The organism is Sphingomonas faeni (genome assembly GCF_003053745.1).
GTDB classification, from domain to species: Bacteria; Pseudomonadota; Alphaproteobacteria; order Sphingomonadales; family Sphingomonadaceae; genus Sphingomonas; species Sphingomonas faeni.
Genome location: NZ_QAYE01000001.1, coordinates 133,698 through 152,573, shown reverse-complemented (window position 1 = coordinate 152,573; position 18,876 = coordinate 133,698). Strand labels below are relative to the sequence as shown.

General features: G+C 67.0%; 15 protein-coding genes. 4 read left to right on the top strand and 11 right to left on the bottom strand.

Annotated elements, in window-relative coordinates; genetic code table 11:
- Positions 1 to 15 precede the first annotated feature (15 nt).
- Positions 16 to 1,683, top strand: coding sequence for an MFS transporter (locus C8J25_RS00745; protein WP_107951857.1), 1,668 nt, complete (start codon positions 16 to 18; stop codon positions 1,681 to 1,683).
- A 128-nt stretch (positions 1,684 to 1,811) separates the two neighbouring features.
- Here the strand turns inward: C8J25_RS00745 and C8J25_RS00740 are convergent, their stop codons facing one another.
- The 3 genes from C8J25_RS00740 to C8J25_RS00730 form a co-directional block, all read right to left on the bottom strand.
- Complete coding sequence (locus C8J25_RS00740) at positions 1,812 to 2,453, bottom strand: general stress protein (RefSeq protein ID WP_107951856.1); 642 nt, start codon at positions 2,451 to 2,453, stop codon at positions 1,812 to 1,814.
- Positions 2,454 to 2,476: 23 nt separating this feature from the next.
- Positions 2,477 to 2,788 (bottom strand): hypothetical protein, encoded by a 312-nt coding sequence (locus tag C8J25_RS00735; RefSeq protein ID WP_107951855.1) that lies wholly within the window; start codon positions 2,786 to 2,788, stop codon positions 2,477 to 2,479.
- 86 nt (positions 2,789 to 2,874) lie between these two features.
- Positions 2,875 to 3,144: a GlsB/YeaQ/YmgE family stress response membrane protein gene (locus tag C8J25_RS00730; protein WP_056061356.1), complete on the bottom strand. Its 270-nt coding sequence runs from the start codon at positions 3,142 to 3,144 to the stop codon at positions 2,875 to 2,877.
- A 185-nt stretch (positions 3,145 to 3,329) separates the two neighbouring features.
- Here C8J25_RS00730 and C8J25_RS00725 point away from each other — a divergent pair, with 185 nt between their 5' ends.
- Positions 3,330 to 4,805 (top strand): helix-turn-helix transcriptional regulator, encoded by a 1,476-nt coding sequence (locus C8J25_RS00725; RefSeq protein WP_107951854.1) that lies wholly within the window; start codon positions 3,330 to 3,332, stop codon positions 4,803 to 4,805.
- Between the two features lie 6 nt (positions 4,806 to 4,811).
- Here the strand turns inward: C8J25_RS00725 and C8J25_RS00720 are convergent, their stop codons facing one another.
- From C8J25_RS00720 to C8J25_RS00705, 4 genes are all read right to left on the bottom strand, one after another.
- Positions 4,812 to 6,008, bottom strand: coding sequence for a multidrug effflux MFS transporter (locus tag C8J25_RS00720; protein ID WP_107952523.1), 1,197 nt, complete (start codon positions 6,006 to 6,008; stop codon positions 4,812 to 4,814).
- 151 nt (positions 6,009 to 6,159) lie between these two features.
- Complete coding sequence (locus tag C8J25_RS00715) at positions 6,160 to 6,903, bottom strand: class I SAM-dependent methyltransferase (RefSeq protein ID WP_244186634.1); 744 nt, start codon at positions 6,901 to 6,903, stop codon at positions 6,160 to 6,162.
- 65 nt (positions 6,904 to 6,968) lie between these two features.
- On the bottom strand, positions 6,969 to 7,241 hold the full coding sequence (locus C8J25_RS00710; RefSeq protein ID WP_107952519.1) for a hypothetical protein: 273 nt from the start codon (positions 7,239 to 7,241) through the stop codon (positions 6,969 to 6,971).
- Between the two features lie 76 nt (positions 7,242 to 7,317).
- Positions 7,318 to 10,524: an autotransporter outer membrane beta-barrel domain-containing protein gene (locus C8J25_RS00705; RefSeq protein WP_107951853.1), complete on the bottom strand. Its 3,207-nt coding sequence runs from the start codon at positions 10,522 to 10,524 to the stop codon at positions 7,318 to 7,320.
- Between the two features lie 136 nt (positions 10,525 to 10,660).
- Between C8J25_RS00705 and C8J25_RS00700 the strand changes: the two genes are divergently transcribed.
- Complete coding sequence (locus tag C8J25_RS00700; RefSeq protein ID WP_107951852.1) at positions 10,661 to 11,152, top strand: hypothetical protein; 492 nt, start codon at positions 10,661 to 10,663, stop codon at positions 11,150 to 11,152.
- Between the two features lie 129 nt (positions 11,153 to 11,281).
- Here C8J25_RS00700 and C8J25_RS00695 read toward each other — a convergent pair whose 3' ends face one another.
- From C8J25_RS00695 to C8J25_RS00680, 4 genes are all read right to left on the bottom strand, one after another.
- Positions 11,282 to 13,696 (bottom strand): TonB-dependent receptor, encoded by a 2,415-nt coding sequence (locus tag C8J25_RS00695; protein ID WP_107951851.1) that lies wholly within the window; start codon positions 13,694 to 13,696, stop codon positions 11,282 to 11,284.
- Positions 13,697 to 13,698: 2 nt separating this feature from the next.
- Positions 13,699 to 14,616 carry a FecR family protein gene (locus C8J25_RS00690; RefSeq protein ID WP_167397632.1) on the bottom strand — a complete coding sequence of 306 codons (918 nt, stop codon included), beginning with the start codon at positions 14,614 to 14,616 and terminating at the stop codon, positions 13,699 to 13,701.
- A gap of 36 nt (positions 14,617 to 14,652) precedes the next feature.
- Entirely contained in the window at positions 14,653 to 15,165 is a 513-nt protein-coding gene (locus C8J25_RS00685) for an RNA polymerase sigma factor (RefSeq protein WP_107951849.1), read from the bottom strand.
- A gap of 107 nt (positions 15,166 to 15,272) precedes the next feature.
- A complete protein-coding gene (locus tag C8J25_RS00680; RefSeq protein WP_244186632.1) occupies positions 15,273 to 16,550 on the bottom strand; it encodes a S1 family peptidase in 1,278 nt (425 codons plus the stop codon).
- 125 nt (positions 16,551 to 16,675) lie between these two features.
- Here C8J25_RS00680 and C8J25_RS00675 point away from each other — a divergent pair, with 125 nt between their 5' ends.
- Complete coding sequence (locus C8J25_RS00675) at positions 16,676 to 18,706, top strand: S9 family peptidase (RefSeq protein ID WP_107951848.1); 2,031 nt, start codon at positions 16,676 to 16,678, stop codon at positions 18,704 to 18,706.
- The last annotated feature ends 170 nt before the right edge of the window (positions 18,707 to 18,876 follow it).

Sequence of the window (18,876 nt, the reverse complement as noted above, 5' to 3'; positions counted from 1 at the left end):
TGAGAGGATACTGCCATGGCGACTACAACAGGGGATGCTTCGCCCCTCGGGCACGTGAAGCAGAGCCAGCCGCTCATCATCATCGCGTCGTCGCTCGGCGCGGTGTTCGAATGGTATGATTTCTACCTCTACGGCCTGCTGGCGACGATCATCACCGCGCAGTTCTTCTCGGGCGTCAACGAGACGACCGGGTTCATCTTCGCGCTCGCGGCGTTCGCGGCGGGGTTCGCGGTGCGGCCGTTCGGCGCGCTGGTGTTCGGGCGGATCGGTGATGTCGTCGGGCGCAAGAACACGTTCCTCGTGACGATGGCAATCATGGGCCTGTCGACCTTCCTGGTCGGCCTGCTGCCAAGCTACGCGTCGGTCGGCGTCGCCGCGCCGATCGCCCTCGTCGTGCTGCGCCTGTTGCAGGGCCTCGCGCTCGGCGGCGAATATGGTGGTGCCGCGACCTATGTCGCAGAGCATGCGCCCGACAAGAAACGCGGGCTGTTCACCAGCTTCATCCAGACCACCGCCTCGCTCGGGCTGTTCGCGGCGCTGCTGATCGTGATCGGCGTGCGGACTCTGGTCGGCGAAGAGGCATTCGCGGCATGGGGCTGGCGCATCCCGTTCATCGTCTCGATCGCGCTGCTCGCCGTGTCGCTCTGGATCCGCATGCAGCTCGAAGAGAGCCCGGTGTTCCAGAAGATGAAGGACGAAGGCAAGACCTCGAAGGCACCGCTGACCGAAGCGTTCGGGCAGTGGAGCAATTTGAAGGTCGTGCTGATCGCATTGTTCGGTGCGGTCGTCGGCCAGGGCGTCATCTTCTACACCAGTCAGTTCTACGCGTTGTTCTTCCTCGAGAAGAACCTGCGCGTCGACGGACCTACCACCAACATCCTGATCGCGATCGCGCTGCTGATCGCGACGCCGGCGTTCATCTTCTTCGGCTGGCTGTCGGACAAGATCGGGCGGAAATACATCATCCTGACGGGCTGCGCGCTCGCTGCGCTGACGTACATGCCGCTGTTCCATGCGCTGTCGAAGGCCGCCAACCCGGCGCTCTATGCAGCACAGGCCAATTCGCCGGTGAGCGTCGTCGCCAATCCCGACGAATGTTCGGTGCAGTTCGATCCGGTCGGCAAGAACAAGTTCGACAAAAGCTCGTGCGACATCGCCAAGGCGTATCTGGCGAAGGCCGGCATCTCCTATGCCAACGTGATCGCGCCGGCCGGCACCGTCGCGCAGATCCACATCGGCGGCACGACCATCCCGGTCGTCAATCCGGCGGTCGTTACGGGTCCTGACAAGGCGGCGGCGATCAAGGCGTTCGGTGCCGAGGTGAAGACCGCACTGACCGCAGTAGGCTACCCCGAAAAGGCGGACCCGGCGCAGATCAACAAGCCGATGGTGATCGCGATCCTCGTCCTGCTCGTGCTGTACGTGACGATGGTCTACGGCCCGATCGCCGCGCTGCTGGTCGAGTTGTTCCCGACGCGGATTCGCTACACTTCCATGTCGTTGCCTTATCATATCGGCAATGGCTGGTTCGGCGGGTTCCTGCCGACCGCGGCGTTCGCGATGGTCGCGGCGACGGGAGATATCTACTACGGCCTTTGGTATCCGATCGTCGCCTGCGCGGTGACGGTGCTGGTCGGGCTGGTGTTCCTACCCGAGACGTTCCGTCGGTCGCTGCACGGCTAAGGTCTTCGGCCTGTAGTTGAACGACGAAGGGGTCGGTTTGGGGTGAACCCAAACCGACCCCTTCGCTATTCCGACGCTGTCACACCCGCCGCCCGATACGCTGGCGGCAAGGACCGTGACGACGTCGTTCAGTAGGTCGTCGAATTGGTCGACGATACCGAACCATAGCGGCCACGCTCGGCAACGACTTCGTCGCGCGTGTACGCGGACGCTGCCTCGTCGAAGCGCGTCCAGCCGTCCTGGCGATAAGCTGCACCACGCGTAGTCGCATCGACCGAACGATGACGATCGAGAACCGCTTCGGCATCGGTCGCGAGGCTGTCGTCGACGCGTGCGCTGAGCAACGTGCCGCCGCGACGGACGCCTTCCGAATAGACATGCGCCTCGTCATCGGTGTGACCGGCGTCCTTCAATGCGCCGACGATCGTGCCGGTGGCCGCACCGCCTGCTGCACCGATACCGGCACCGACGACGGTCGACGCGAGCCAGCCGGCAGCGACGATCGGCCCCAGGCCCGGGATCGCTAGCAGGCCGAGACCGGCGAGCAGGCCGCCGACGCCGCCGACGGCCGCACCGGTCGAGACACCACGGCTGACATCGCCACGATCGTTGACGTCGTCCAGCGACGTGTCGTGATCGCCATGCGCGCCATCGGCGTTGTTAGCGACGATGCTGATCGAGTCGTGCGGTACGCCGAGGCGCTCAAGATCGTTAAGGGCGGACTTCGCATCCGAGTAATCGTCGAACAGGCGGGTAAGGGTCTTGGTCATCGTATCTCTCCTGGAAAATTGGATCAGCGCGCGGTCACGTTGCCCTTGTAGTCGAGCCCGACATTGAGATTCTTGCCGGCCTTGGTCGCGCTGCCACGCCAGACGCCGTCCTTGTCCTTCGCCAGACGCGAGACCGACTGGTAGCCGGCCTTGGTCAGTCGACCGCGAGCCTGATCCTCGGAGAAGGAATTGGCGCCCTTGGCCGGTGCCGCGACATGGGCGGCATCGTTGTTCTTGACGGCCGGGTTGTGCGCGCCGGCATGCGTTGCGGTCTGGGCGACGGCGCTGGAGGCCAGCAGCATTGCGCCGCATGCCATGAATGCTCGAACGGTCATGATACTCTCCTGGGTTTCTGGTTTTGGAAACGGGGACGTTCGCCGGGTGGGAGGCGGCATGTCGACCACGCCGCCTTCCGGTCGGATCAGCGAACCGTACCGCGACGAAACATGTTGACGATCGCGAGCAGGATCACCGCGCCGACCAGCGAGATCAGGATCGACTGGATGTTGAGCGCGCCGTCCATGATCGATGCGCCACCGATCAGCGGCGTGATCAGGAAGCCGGCCAGCAATGCGCCGACGATACCGACGACGATGTTGAGGAAGATGCCCTGCTGCGCATCGGTACGCATGATCATGCTGGCGACCCAACCGATGAGCCCGCCGACGACGAGAAGAATGATGAGGTTCATGATGAGGCTCCTGGACGATGATGGTACGAGTGGATGGTACAGGAGGCTCAACAGTCGGGATCGCCGATCCGTTCAGTTTCGGCGCCGCGCCAGGATTTTGCGATTGGTGCTCACATACCGGTCGCATTGGTAGAAATGTAGCGCCGGGCACGGAACCGCAGCCCCCTTTTGGTCGCTGGACAGGCATGACCAAGACCAACGGAAAGCCGCTTCACGCCCCGACGCTGCATCACCTGGAACAGCTCATGACCGGGTTGCTCGAAGGGGTGATCCTGATGGATCCGACCGGGATGATCCTCAGCGCGAACCCGGCGGCGTTGAAGATGCACGGCGTCAAGGCGTTGGCCGACCTGGGCGAGACCGCGGACGATTACGCGGCGCGCTTTCGGTTGCGATACCGTGACGGTCGCAAGCTGCCGCGCCGCGAATATCCGTTGATGCGCCTTCTTGCCGGCGAAAGCTTTCCCGACCTGATCGTCGAGGTCTCGTCACCGGATGCGGACGAGCCGCGCTGGGTTCATCAGGTCCGCGACATCGTCATGGACGAGGATGGCGGCGATCCCGATTGCCTGGGGATGGTCATCAACGACGTCTCCGAACGGTTCGACGCGGAGGACCGGTTCCAGGCGATGTTCCATGCGAACCCCGCTCCTGCCCTCATCATGCGGGTCGCCGACCAGCGCTATGTCCTCGTCAACCAGGGGTTCCTCGATCTCTCCGGCTACGACCGCGACCAGATCGTCGGCAAGACGCTGTTCGATCTCGACTTCCTCGCCGAGGTCGAGCGCAAGCCGTTCGTCAAGGAACGCGTCGCCGCCGGCAAGACCGTGCCACAACTGGAGGCGGAGCTGCCGCTCGCGGGGGGCGACAAGACGCTGGTCATCCTCGCCGGCCAGCCGATCGAACTCGCCAACGAGGACTGCCTGCTGTTCACCTTCGCCGACCTCGAACCCCGGCGGCGCGCGCAACTGGCGTTGCAGGCGAGCGAACGGCATTTCGCGGCGGTGTTCGAGATAGCCCCCGTCGCGATGGTCATCACTAAAGGCGACGAGAACCGCATCGTGCAGGTGAACGCCGCGTTCAAGAGCCTCACCGGCTACACCGATCATGCGGTCCTCGACCGGATCGCCGACGATCTCCAGCTCTGGAACGACGCCGCACAGCGAGTGGAGCTGGAAACCGAGATCCGCGAGCGGAACGGCATTCGCGGCCACGATGTCCGCCTGCTGCACAAGAACGGCGAAACGCTGGACTGCCTCGTCTCCGCCGAACGGATCAGCGTCGACGGCACGCCCTGCGTCCTGTGGCTGTACCAGGACATCACGGCGCGCCGCCGCGGTGAACTCGAACTGGTCGAGGCGATCGACGCGGTGATGAAGGACGCCAACTGGCTCAGCCGGTCGATCATGGACAAGCTGGCGACGCTGCGAAATCCACGCGCCGGCTCGGGCGCGACGCCGCCCACCACCGAACTCAGCAAGCGCGAGCGCGAGGTGCTCGAACTGATCTGCCAGGACCTCGACGATGCGGCGATCGCCACCCGGCTCGACCTGTCGCGCAACACAGTCCGCAACCATGTCGCGCGCCTTTACGCGAAGATCGGCGTCAACCGGCGCAGCGCCGCGATCGTGTGGGCGCACGAACGCGGCGTGGGGGCGTAACGCGTATCAGGCCTTGTGGTGCGCGTGGAACAGCTTGCCGCCCTCGACCACGTACACGACCGCCAGTACGCCAAGCCCGATCGCGAGATAGCCGATCGCCAGCGGATAGGTCGTGCCGTTGTACGACTGGCCGATCAGCGAGCCAACGATCACCGCGCCGACGCTGGTGATGAACCCCTGGATCGACGATGCGGTGCCGGCGATGTGCCCGACCGGCTCCATCGCCATCGCGCCGAAATTGGAGCCACACAGGCCGATGCACGTCATGCTCAGCGCCTGGAACAGCATGTAGGTCCATAACGATTCCGACCCCGCGGCGATCACGCCGATGTGGACCACCGACAGCGCGATCAACCCCAGTACGGCGGCCTGCGATATGAGGCGCGTGCCGAGACGCTCGACCAGCCGGCTGTTGGCGAACGACGCGCACCCCATCGAAAACGCGCAGACCGCGAACAGGATCGTGAATCGCTCGCCGGCGTGGAACTCGTCGACGAAGATCTGCTGCGCGGACGAGACGAAGGCGATGATCCCGCCGAACGTCATCGACGCCGCGACCGCATAGCCGGCCGAATAGCGGTTGGTCAGCGTCAGCGTGTACGCCTGGCGGAGCGACGCGAACGACAGCGGCGACCGGCGCTCGACCGGCAGCGATTCCCGCAACCGCGTCACCGACCAGGCAAGGACGAACGCCGCGAAGCCGGCCAGCGCGTAGAAGATGAACCGCCACGGACCGAACTGGAGCAGCACCTGCCCCAGGCTCGGCGCCATGATCGGCACGAGGAAGAAGATCATCTGCGCCACGGACAACGTGCGCGCCATCTGGCGACCCGAATACCGATCCCGCACGATCGCGACCGCGAGCACGCGCGTCGATGCGGACATCAGCCCCTGAAGAACGCGGGCGCCGAGCAAGGCCGCGAACGTCTGCGATCCGGCCGCGAAGATGCTCGCCGCGACGAATCCCGTCAGCGTGACGAGCAGGATGATCCGGCGGCCGTAGCGATCCGCGAGCGGCCCGTAGACGAGCTGCCCGGCGCCGAAGCCGAGCATGTACGCGGTGATGATCCACTGGCGGTGGTTCGCGGTGGCGATGCCAAGCTGGTGGCCGATATCGGCGAGCGCGGGCAGCATCAGGTCGACGCCGAGCGCGTTGACCGCCATCAACGCGGCGATGAAGGCGACGAACTCGCCTGGACGCATCGATGGGGCAGCAATTTTGTCGTTCATCGAAGTCGCTTAGGACCGTCCTGCTGCGAACGCCATGCCCGAGCGCTGGACTCGATCGCGATGACGGAAAGGCGATGGCGACTGATCAACGAACGCTAATGCCGTCGACCAGTCGCCGATGCGCTTACGGCTTCTTGAACTTGTAGACGAACTGGTCGGTCGTGCCGCGGATCGCGGGGTCGAATACCGGCTTGGTGTGATCGTCGGCCGGATTGCGCAGTGCGGTGGACTCGCCAACGAACTTGAACCCCGCCGCCTGGACCTGCGCCTTTACTACCGCCGGGTCGATCCGGTGCCGCGTCTCGGTCCCGCTAAGGCCACTGCCGGGGGCATCCGCATGATCGATCACGACGTAGATGCCGCCGCGCTTGAGCATGTTGAACACTGCCTTGTCGAACGCCTTCAACGCGCCCTCGCCGCCGCCGTTATTGGCGATGTCGTGGTAGTTCTGCACGGTCCAGAACAGGTCGACCGGCTTGGGCGAGGTCGGCAGGTTGGTGGTCTGGACGACGGCGGTGACGTTGGCTAGGTTGCGCGCCTGAAGCGCCGGCAGCGTCTTCTCGGCGTATTTCGCGCCGGCTGCCGGCCACACTGCGTAGACGTGGCCCTTGGGTCCGACGACGCCAGTGAAGATTCGGGTCCAATAGCCGGCACCCGGAAGGTAATCGACGACGACATTGCCCGGCCGCACGCCGGAGAAGGCGAGGACGTCGGCGGCCTTGCGGCGGGCATCGTCACCTTGCTGGTCGGCGCGCGCCGGATCGGCAAGCGCGCTGGTGACCGCGGGGCTGACCTTCTGTGCCTGCGCCGTCGTCGCGCCCGCCGCGATCGTCATCGCCACTACAACGCTCGTCCAGATCGTTTTCATCATCCGTCTCCCACCGTCCGGACGACAATGCCGGCTCGGTGGGGAGGATCGGCCGGATGCCGGCGCTAGTCCAGATCGTTTTCGCTGATGACGACGATCTTTTGGTCGGGATCGCGCGCCAGCGCGACGACGCCGAGTTCGGCGATCTCTTCGGCATGCTGCTTGAAGATCGTCACGGCGTCGCCTTCGGGCGATACCGTGCTGAGCGCTTCGAGTACGTCGTACTGGACCGCCAACTGATAGCGTTCCTCGCTCACTTCGGCCTCGAACTCGACCTGGCGCAGGTCACTATTGTCCTCGAGGGTCTTCACGTCGATGTTCAAACGGTCTTCGGCCATATCTTCGCTCCTGCTATGCGCCGACAACAGTCCGGGGGCGGAATCGAGCCATTCCACCCCCGAAAAGTGCGGTTGCCTAAAGCCCGATCTGGAGGTTGGCGCGCAACGACAGCGCGACGCGGCCCTGTTGCTGCTCGGCGTTGAACTCGCCGCCCATCCGGAAGATGCCGTTGCCGCCGACGCCGCGCAGCTTGCCGACCCAGCCGCTGGTGCGCTTGTCGGGGGTCAGCGTGAACGACTGGCCGCCTTCGAACGACGCGGTGGTCGCGCCCAGGCCGCCGCCGACGATCTGGCGACGGCCGCCTTCTGCTTCGACGCGGAACCAGCCATTCTCGAACTTGGGTCCGCCGAAGTTCAGCCCGAGTGCGCCGCTGCCGGTGACCGCGAGCTCGTCGCTGGTCCGCGACCGCACGACCAAGTCGATCGCCTTGCCGCCGCCGGTCTCGCTGTAGCCGTCCTCCTTGAGCTTGTAGTAATCGATCGCGAGGACCGGGCGGAAGGTGAGCATGCCGGTGCCCGCCTCGTACGACAGGCCGCCGGATGCCGCGTAGAGCGCGCCGTCCCAGTTGCTTTTGGCGGTCCGGGCAACGGCCTCGGCGCCGATCGCGCCGGCGAACTGACGGACACCGTCGAACTTCACCTTCGCGCCCGAAGCGCGGGCATTGGCCTGCAGACCGCCCCAATGCCCGCGCCAGTATCCGGCCAGTTCATACTGGTCCGAATTCACCTCGTTGTCCGTGCCGTCGTCGGCATCCTGGCCGTGGAGATAGGCGAGCGAGGTCCCGAAGTTGCCCACGCCCGTCTTGTATTCCGCGCCCGCCGAGACGCCCCAGCCGCTGATGTCGTAGCCTGCCGTATCGGCGACGCTCTTCGACGTGCCCCACGCGACCTGGGTCACCCAATAGCCCCATTTGCCTTCGTCCTTGAACGGGCCGTGCGGGTCGGCGAGCAGGCGGGCGGTTGCGCGCGAGCCCATCGTCACGGTCTCGAACGTGCCGCCGGCATGGTCGGGCAACATCTGGCGGACCGAACCCCGGAACGCCTCGGCCTCGGTGATGTTGAGGAACGCGCCGCCGACCTTCGCGTCGTTGCCGAGCGCCTTGTAGATCGCGTCATACGCCGACGCCTGCGAGCGGTTGAGCCCGAGTTCGGTCGACGATTTACGCGCGATGTCGACGGCCAGGTCGTTGCCCGTGCCGGTCGCGATGCTGCCCTTGTATAGGAAGGGGAGGAGTGTCGTGGTTGCGGTCAGGTTTGCGGCACCGGTCAACGTGCCGGCGCGCAGGACGGTGTAGCGGCCCTCCGCATCGACGACGCTGGTGAGCTTCAGCGCGAGCTTCGAATCCTTGTCGAACGATGCCGTGCCGGCGACCTGGATCATCGTGCTGGTGCCGCCCGCCTTGTCGAGCGTCACCGCGAGGATACCGCCACCGCCGACCGACAGCGACGCGATCGATGCGGCCTTGGTAATGTCGAGCGTACCGCCGTTGACCGCGACCGCGAGGCCGCCCGAATTGACGAGCGTGCCGGAGAAGCGCGACGTCCCGCCGAGCGTCAGCGTGTCGCTTCCACCACCGAAGTCCGCCGCGCCGCTGAATACCGAGGTCCCCGCGAGCGTGAGTGCGTCATTGCCCGCACCGAACACTGCGCCGCCGGTGAAATTGGCGTCGCCCGATAGCGCGAGGCGGTTGTTGCCGGTGCCGAAGCGCGCGGTGCCGGTGACGGTACCGTCCGCGACGTCGAATACGTCGTTGCCGCTGCCGAAGCGGACGTCGCCGACGATCGCGGGCGCCGCGATGCCGGTCGCGACTGCGGTCTGGCGAACGATCGTGCCGGTCGTGTTCGCCGAAAGGTCGATCGCGACGTTGCGCTCGGAGGTGGCGAGTGCACCCGATGCACCGATCCCGCCGCTGTTCTCGACCAGCGTGACGGTGCCCGACCGATCGAGGATGCCGATCGCGGTGCCGTCGGCGGCCTGCGCGGTCGCCTTGATCGTGCCGCTGTTGCGGATCGTGGCGACGGATGCGCCGGTATCGATCAGGACTGCCGTCGAACGCGATGCGGCTGTGCCGCCGCCTGACGCGGCGATCGTGCCGGCGTTGCGGATTTCAGGCGTCGACGCGCCCGTACCAAGCTTCAACGCGGTGGCACTCGCGCCGTTTGCGGTTGCCGCCACGGTGCCGTTGATGCCGATCCCGCCTGCGATCGTCACCGCGCCGCCAAGGCCGCCGATCGCCAGGCCATTGCCCTCGACGCCGCCATAGACGCCGCTGCCCGCGATGCCGCCATCGACGATCAGCCCGAAGCCGGTCCCCGTCCCCGCCACCGCACCGATCGCGATCGTCCGCGTGGCCGAGCCGATCTGTACGGCAGGCGCCGCGCCGTAGGAGGTGATCGCGGCCGAGCCTTCGGTGGCGTCGGGAAGACCGTCCTTGTCCTCGTCGGCATCGGTCGTGCTCGCGTCCTTCGGCGGGATCGCGAAGATGATACCGCCCGACACGTTGCCCGCGACGACCAGCGCGGATCCGCCCTGCAACAGGTCGTCGGCGTCGAGCTTGGTCGTATCGGCGGGCGCCGTCGCATAGCGATAGCCGGTCGAGCCGAGCGCGCCCTGCACCACCAGCGCACCCGCGATGTCGCCATCGACGCGCGCGGCGACCGCGCCCTGCCCGATCGCAGCGATCGTGCCGGCGAGGCGGACGTTGCCGGTGACGTCGGCGATCCGCACGCCGGTCGATCCGTTGCCGGTGACCGAGGTCTGGCCGTTATGCGTGAAGGCGCCGGTCAGCGGTCCGCCGAGCCAGATGCCAGCGGAGTTGTTGCCCTTCACGGTGATCGCGCCGCTGTTGACGATCGCGCCCGTGTACGCGCCCGCGGTGCGGATGCCGGTGCGTCCGGTGCCGGCCGCGAACGGACCGTCTAGGTCGCCGTCCTTGTCGGTGTCGGTCGCGACATAGCTTTCGTCGATGATGATCTTGCCGGTCGCCGCGTTGGTGATCCCGCCGCCGGTGCCGGCGTTGGCGAGGATACCGGTCGATCCGTCGGCATTGGTGACCTGGATCGTGCCTTCGTTGGTGACCGAGTTGACGCTGTCGACGGTGACCGCGGTGCCGCTGGTCGGCGTCACCGAACCGGCGGCGGCGATGCGGATATTGTCGGGGGCGCCGGCCTTGATGGTCGAGGTCCGCACCGTGTCGGTCCGCTTGGTGTCGATCACGGTCTGCGCCTGGGCGCCCGTCGTTACCGCGAACAGGCAGGTGGTGGTCAGCAGGAGACGACGCATACGGAACCCTTTTCGATGTGTTTTCGAGAAGAGGACGGAGACGCGACCCGCGAACCTTTAACGTTGATGCAGCATGGCGCGGCACCACGACCGCGGCGGCGCGTTATCGGCCCAACATCTTCAGGGAAACGCCAGCATGATCACCACCATCGCCGAACTCGACCGCATCCGCGACGACAGCAAGCGGCTCGTCACGACGCGCTCGATGATGTCGGCGGGCGCGGCCGTCGTGCCGATCCCCGGCGCGGATATCGTCGCGGACATCGGCCTGCTTACCAAGCTGCTGCCGGAGATCAGCAAGCGCTTCGGGCTCGATCACGAGCAGGTGCAGAAGCTCGAGCCGCAGCTTGCACAGCAGGCGCTGGTGATGGCGTCGAGTCTGGGCAACACGATGATCGGCCGGATGGTGACCAAGCGCATCGTCGTTGCCCTGCTCCGCCGCGTCGGCGCGCGCGTGGCGGTCGGATCGATGGCGAAGTTCGTGCCGTTAGCGGGTTCGGCGGTGGCGGCGACGATCAGCTTCGGCGCGATGAAGCTGGTCGGTAATTCGCACGTGGAGGATTGCTACAAAACGGCGCTGGCGTTGCTGCCGGCCGATCAGCGGGCACTGGTGAACGCGAAGGGGTGAGTTGTCGCTTGCTAGCTCCCCTCCCTGGAAGGGAGGGGCTGGGGGTGGGTCGGCCTGTTCGAGCCACCACCGTTAGAACACGCGGAAGCCGACCCACCCCCTACCCCTCCCTTTCAGGGAGGGGGGAAGTCAGAAGGCGGCGTCCAGGCCGATGCGGATCGTCCGCGGACGCTGTGGCGTGATCTGCCCGCTCCCGACCTGGAACGGGGTCCCCAACGCGAACCGGTTGCCTACGCTGTCGGTCAGGTTCGTTACCCCGAGCGTCACGCCCAACGCAGGCCGCCCGACCCGCGCCGTCAGCGCCGTATCGAGATAATCGCCCTGCTCCTCGCCCAGCACCGGGCCGACGCCCAACCGCGACCGCCCGACATAGCGCGCCCAGCCATACACCCGCAGTTCCAGATCCCGCCCGACATCACGCCGGTAATCCGCGCCCAGCCGCCCGGCGTAGCGTGCGATATTCGGCACCTGGCTCATCCGCGCGAGCGCCACGAACAGCGCCGCGCTAGGTTCGGTTACGCGGCTGTCGTTATAGGTGAAGCCCGCGTCGAGCGTCAGCCCGGCGACCGGCTTCCACCCGCCCGCCGCACTGAACGTCCAGATCCGCCCGTCGCCGATATTGGCGGTACTCGGCAGGCCGGTGGCGTCGATGAAGTCCGCCTGGATATCCTGCCAGATCGTGTGCGAGACGCTCGCCGTCAGGTACGCGCGATCGACCCCCGCGAGCCCGAAGCGCATGCCACTCTCCAGCGTCCGGACGCGATCATTCTCGAACCGCCGGACGAAATCGCTCTCGATCGCGAGCCCGCCGGGCCGAAACCCCTGCTGGTAGCGGCCGTACAGCGACACCTTCGGCAACACCGCCGCGATCAGCGAGGCGGACGGCAGCACGCTCGTCTCGATCCGGTCCGCCGTCACGCGCGCACGGGCGAGCGCAACCGCCTCCAGTCGCGCCGGTGCGATGTCCTCGCCGGTCCCCGCGAGCGATGCCCGCGTGACCCGTGCGCCGGCGGTGGCGGTCAATCCGCGCACCAACTGCACGCTCCCCTCACCGTACAGCGTCGCTTCGTCGATGCTGTTGGTCACCCCGGTCACCGGCGCGGGCGCATCGACCGGGCCGAGCGAGCGCGACAGTCGCGTGCGATTGTGCGTGAAACTGCCGCCGACCACCCAGCCGAACCCGTTGCGCATCGGCCGCCATACCCGCGTCTCGTTCGCGATCATGTCGGTCGCATTGCGCTGCGCGAATACGCGCGGACTGCCCGCCGCTGCGATCAGGGGGCTGCCGAATGCAGGCCAATTGGTGATCGGCAGCGTCGGATCGACTGCTGGCAGGGTCGCGTCGTAGCGTTCGGTCAGCGTCTGGCTGACGATCCCGGTCGAAGATTTGACCTTCAAACCGCCGATCGTGCCCGAGACGACGACCTGCCCCATCGTATAGTCCGCCGAAAACCCCTGCACGATCGCGCTCGACCGCGTCAGCGGCGGCGCGTCACGGTCGGCATATTGGCTGTCGTCACCCTTGGTCCATTGCCCGATCCCGCCGAGATCGACCGTCCAGCCATTCCCCGCATCGAGCCGCAGCGCAGCCCGCCCACCACCGATCCGCGTCCGGTTCACGTCGCGGCGATCGAGCACCGGATTGTCGATATACCCGCCCTCGCTCACGCCGTAGCCGACGACGCGCAGCGCCACGCGCTCGCCGAGCGGCACGTTCAGCGTCGCGCCCAGATCCGCGCCCGGATCGCCGTGCCACGTCGCCGACAAACCTCCCGCGATCGACGCCGACACTGCGCCCAGTTCCGGCGCGTTCGGCACGGTGCGGATGATGCCGCCGAGCGACCCTGCGCCGTACAGCGTACCCTGCGGCCCCTCGAGCACCTCGACCGACGCGATATCGTAGAGCCGCAGATCGGGATCGGGCGCGTTGTAGCTCAGCCGCAGGTCGCCGAAATACTGGCCGACGGTAGTCTGGGTCGGCCCGGTGAAGCTGGAATCGGCGATGCCGCGGATGAACAGCTTGTTGCGGCCGGCGCCCAGATGCGTCGACGATACGCTGGCCAGCCGCGCGAGGATCGCCTCGGTCCCGCCCGCGCCGCCGAGCGCAAGGTCGACACCATCGAGCAACGCGACCTGCCCTGCGAAATCGCGCAACCGGACATCGCGCTTGCTGCCGGTGACGACGATGTCCGCGCCCTGGACCGCCGGCGGTGCGGCGACCGGAACGACCTTCGGACGCTTCACTGGAATGACGCGCGGTGCGCGAGCGGTCAGCCGCCACCCGACCGCACCCGCTGCGACGACGTCCGCATTCGCCGCAGTCGCCAGCCGGTCGAGCGCCTCGCGCGCGCTCATCCGACCGCGTACCGCGGGCACGCGCCGCGCCCAAAGCCCTGGGTCGCCGACGACGATACTTGTCCCCGACTGCCGCCCGAGCGCCAGCACCGCATCCCCAAGACGCCCCGCCGGCAAGTCGACCGCCCCCTGCCCCGCCTGCGCGGGAGCGGCGACGGCGAGCACCGCGACGACCAGACATCCGCGCATCCTCACGAGCGCGAGGACATCACCCAGTGACCACCACGCTTGCGGATCGCGACACCCAGCAACGGCGCGGCGAGGCGGGGATCGCCCGACAGCTTGGCCGTCGCGATGCTGCCGCTGAACGCGCGCTTGGCGACGCCCGGATCGGCGCGCAGGTCGACGCCGAGCGCGCGCGACAGGTCGTCCGCGACTTCCGCCAGCGTCGCGCCTTCATACGCCAGCACGCTGTCGCGCCACGATCCTACGCTGGCGACATCGACCGCGGTCACGGTCGCCTTGCCGTCGCGCACGACCAGCCCCTGCCCCTTCACGAGCCGGATGCCGTCGCGTCCTGGGTTATAGTCGACTGCGCCTTCCGATACGGCGACGCGCGTCTCGACCCGTGCGTGCTTCACGTCGAACGCGGTGCCGACATCGACCAGACGTGCGCCGCCGACGCTGACCTCGAACGGATCGCTGTCGTCGTGTCGGACCACGAACATCGCCTCGCCGCGCTCCAACGTCGCGATCCGCTGATCGTCGCGATCGAGCATCAGCCGCGTCGCACCGCCCATCGCGATCGTGCTGCCATCGGCAAGCCGAACCGTCCGCATCGTCCCCGCCGCGGTTTCGACGGCATAAGGATGCGCGCGCGTCTCGATCGACTCATACCCTACGAACAGCGCGAGCGACGCGGCGATCGCTCCACCGGCCCATACCGGCCAACGTCTCCGCGCAGGCTGCATAACGATCGGCGCAACCTGCACGGGCGGCACGGTCGCCGCCATTTCCTCGATATCCATCGACATCGCATGATAGGCCACTGCGTGACGCGGGTCCGCCTCCAGCCAGGCGTGGAACGCCGGCCAGTCGTCGAACGCATCGCTACCCGTCCGGACGACCCAGTCCAGCGCGCGCGCTTCGATATCGTCATGCTCCGCCATCATGGCCTCCTATAGCCGAAGACGGAGACGTTGCGATCAAGCCTCATCGTAACGTCGCTTCGCATCGATCATCGCGCGATAGGCCTTGCGCAAGTCGCCCTCTACGGTACTGAGGCTCACCCCGAACTCCGCCGCGACCACGCGCTGCTCGATGCCGTCGATCCGGTGACGTCGGAATATCCGCGCCGCCCGGTCGCCGACCGACTGCAACGCCGACTCCGCCAGTGCCGCCTGCTCGCGCGCGATCACGACGCGTTCGGCGGATGGCTCCTCGGATCGGTCGAGCGACGGTCCCCCCGTCGCCTCGGTCCATTCGCGATCGCGCTTCTCCGCCTGCCGCACCGCGCGGTGGCGATCGAGCATCAGGTTGTTCGCCATCCGGTACAGATACGACAGCGGCGACGCGATCGGCCCGGTCGGGGCGGTCTGGATCCGCACCCACAGCTCTTGCAGCAGATCCTCCGCATCGCCCGCGCCGAGCGAGCGGATGAACCGCAGCAGCGTATCGCGGTTTGCTAGAAAAACGGCCTCAAGGCCCGAGGAGTCCATGTCATGCCCGTGTCGATAGGCCGCCGATCGGCGCTCGGCGGCACCGTGTTCCCGGCGGGACGTACAGCGCTTGGCGGGGAGACACAATCAGCGCGCCCGGCACCGTGTTACTGATGCAACAGCGTCCAGCCCTGCGGCAGGTAGTCGGTCGACATATAGTAGTAGAAGAGGCACGTCCCGTCGCGGCGGTAGGTGCCGCCTTTGACGAGGCCCAGCGCGGTGCTGCCTTCGAACACCGGCGCGCCGCTGTCGCCGGCCTTGCACGTCGGCCCCTCGACCGCGACCCAGGTCGGCAGGCACGCGCCGCCGCACAGATCGCCCGCCGGCGCGAAATCGACCATCGCGATCACCGCACAGCTATAGCCGGTACGCTCGCCGCGATGGCACACGAAGTCGCCCGCGCGCGTGCTCGTGCGGTAGCGCCACGTGGCGACGGGCCGCGCGAGCGTCTTGGCGGTATCCGCGTAGAACAAAGGTGCGTAGCCGACGTCAGGCGCGGTCGCGACGTTGACCTGCACGTCCTGATACCCCCAGCCCCATTGCCCGACGAACGCCAGCGGCCATTCCTCGCGACTGCCGTCCGAAGGGCGCTTGCCGACATAGGATAGCGCGTCCGGGCAATGCGCCGCGGTGACCACGCCGTTGCGCACCCCGTCGGACACGACGAAGCCCGTCGTGCAGGCATAGCGCTTGCCATCGACCGTCCCGACCACGCGCGCCCCGCCCTCGATCGCGCCGCCGTCGACCGGGGCGGGTATGAGCGTGGGGACCGGAGCGACCTGATCCTGCGCCATGTTCGCAGACGGCTTATCAACGGCTTCGATCCGCACCGGAACGCCGGTCATCGTCGCGATCCGAGTGCGCAGCGCGCCATCGCGGTCGAGATCGGCATCACCCGATGCGATCATCACGACCAGTTCGCCGGTTCGCTGATCGACTCCAAGCCCGGGCGGGTGCGGGAGGGAATCGCGTATCTTCGCCTGATAGGCCGTGATCGCGGCGAGCACCGCCTCGCGCGTCACAGGTGCGCCGGTCCGAAAGACGATGGGCACGACCATCCCGCCCACCATCACGGATTGATCCGCGACCGGATCGGTGCCGGTCAGCAGCACGACGATGCGGTAATTCGGCTGATGCTCGATCGCGACGCCGGCCCAGCGATCCTTGTAGGTCTCGCGGAGCGCGTCGGTCGTCGGCACGGTGGCGCCCTGCGCGCGCATTCGTCGCAGCGCTTCGTCGAACGGCACACCGAACCGGGTCGCATATTCTCCCGCGTCCTGCATCAGCGCGTCGACCGGCAGTTGCACCTGCGCCGCCGAGGCCGGCCCCGCCCCGAATGCGAGCAACGTCGCCGCCAGAAACCACCGAACAGATATAGTGAACATGAACGACGAAATCCTGGGCGCGCGGGTCATCTAGCGCCTGATACCGCCATGATCTGAACCGGTGCTGTCGTGCAAGCGATCGAGGTGATTGCGCGCGATCTCGCAAGCGTCCTATCAAGTGCGCCATGAAGATCATGCTCTCCGCCAGCCTCGCCGTGCTCGCCTTTGCGAGTGCCCCGGCCGCCGCCCGGCAACTCACCATCGACGACGTGACGATGCTCAGCCGCGTCGGTGCGCCGACCGCGTCGCAGGACGGGCATTGGCTCGTCTGGGCGCAGCGCGAGACCGATCTCGCGGCGGACAAGGGGCGCTACGATCTCTGGCGGCTCGACTTGAGCACGCCGGGCGCGACGCCGGTGAAGCTGCTCGCCGATCCGCAGGTCAACGAGAACGACCCGCAGATCGTCGGCAACACCGTCTATTTCACGTCCGACAAGGCCGGCGAGGATGCGGTCTGGTCGGTGCCGGTGACGGGCGGCACGCCGCGCAAGCTGACCAGCTTCAAGGGTGGATTCGGCGGCTTCAAGGTCGCGCCGACAGGCGACAAGCTGCTGGTCTGGGCGGATCGCAAGCCGGGCGCGCCGAGCCTCGAGCCGGCGATGGTGAAGAAGGATCCGAACGCGGGCGCCGGCCGGACCTACGACCAGCTGTTCGTGCGGCATTGGGATACGTGGGCGGACGGCACGCGGTCGCAGCTGTTCGTGTTGCCGCTGACCGCCGCAGGTGCGTCCGGCAACGGCGTGCCGCTGGTCGGCGCGTTGGTCGGTGATACGCCATCGAAGCCCAATGGCGGCGGTGAGGAAATCTCGTGGAGCCCGGACGGCCACACCGTCTATTTCGCACTGCGCGAGGCCGGCCGGATCGAAGCGCTGTCGACCAATCTCGACATCTTCTCGGTGCCCGCGGACGGCTCGGCGGCACCGGTCAATCTGACTCCGGCGAACAAGGCGACCGACAACCTTCCGACCGTATCACCCGATGGCCGCACGCTCGCCTATTTCGCGATGCGTCGGCCGGGGTTCGAGGCGGATCGCCAGGTGCTGACGCTGCGCGACATCGCCAGCGGCAAGACGGTGTCGCTGACCGAGCGCTGGGACCGGTCGGTCGGCTCGATCGCGTGGGCGCCGGACTCGAAGTCGCTCTACGTGACGGCGGACGACACGCAGGAGACGCCGCTGTTCCGTGTCGATGCGACCAGCGGTGCGGTCACGCGGCTGACGCAGGAGGGTCACGTCAGCGCGGTCGCCATCACGCCGCGGGGGCCTGTGGTGGCGATCGACAGCCTTATCGCACCAGCCGATTTCTTTCGTGTGGGCACCGGCGCACCGCAGCGGCTCACGCAGGTCAACGCCGCAAGGCTCGCCGGGATCGACATGCCGACGGTCACGCGGTTCAACTTCAAGGGCGCGAACGCGGACACCGTCTGGGGCTATGCGGTGAAGCCGTACGGTTCCACCGGCAAGGTGCCGATCGCGTACATGGTCCACGGGGGCCCGCAGGGATCGAGCAACAACAGTTGGTCGTATCGCTGGAACCCCGCGGTGTTCGCCGGCGCTGGCTATGGTCTGGTCGCGGTCGATTTCCATGGGTCGACCGGATACGGCCAGGGCTTCACCGACGCGATCAGCAACAACTGGGGCGGCTGGCCGCTCGAGGATCTGAAGAAGGGGCTGGCTGCCGCGACCGACAAGTTCGCGTGGCTCGATGCGGACAATGCGTGTGCGCTCGGTGCGTCGTACGGCGGCTACATGATGAACTGGATCGAGGGGCAGTGGCCCGATCGCTTCAAGTGCATCGTCCAGCATGACGGCGTGTTCGACGCGCGCGCGATGGCGTACGAGACCGAGGAGCTCTGGTTCGACGAATGGGAGCATGGCGGGAAGGCCTATTACGAGGACCCGCAGGCGTTCGAGAAATGGAACCCGGTCAATTACGTGGCGAAATGGAAGACGCCGATGCTGGTGATCACCGGCGAGAAGGACTTCCGCATTCCGTACACGCAGGGGCTGGCGACGTTCACCGCGTTGCAGCGGCGCGGGATCCCGTCGCGGTTGCTGGTCAACCCGGGTGAGAACCACTGGGTGTTGAAGCCGAAGAACTCGCGGCAGTGGTATGGGGAAGTGCTGGGCTGGATGGGGAAGTGGACGGCTAAGTAGGGGCTGCCTCTTTCCCTCCCGATGCCACCACCCCGGCTAAATGAGCACCACCCCGGCGAAGGCCGGGGCCCAATTGGAAAGGTCGCAGTAATGACGGGCTGTCCATCGTTACCTCCGTTCCCCAATTGGGCCCCGGCCTTCGCCGGGGTGGTGTTTTGTGGTGGTAGCGT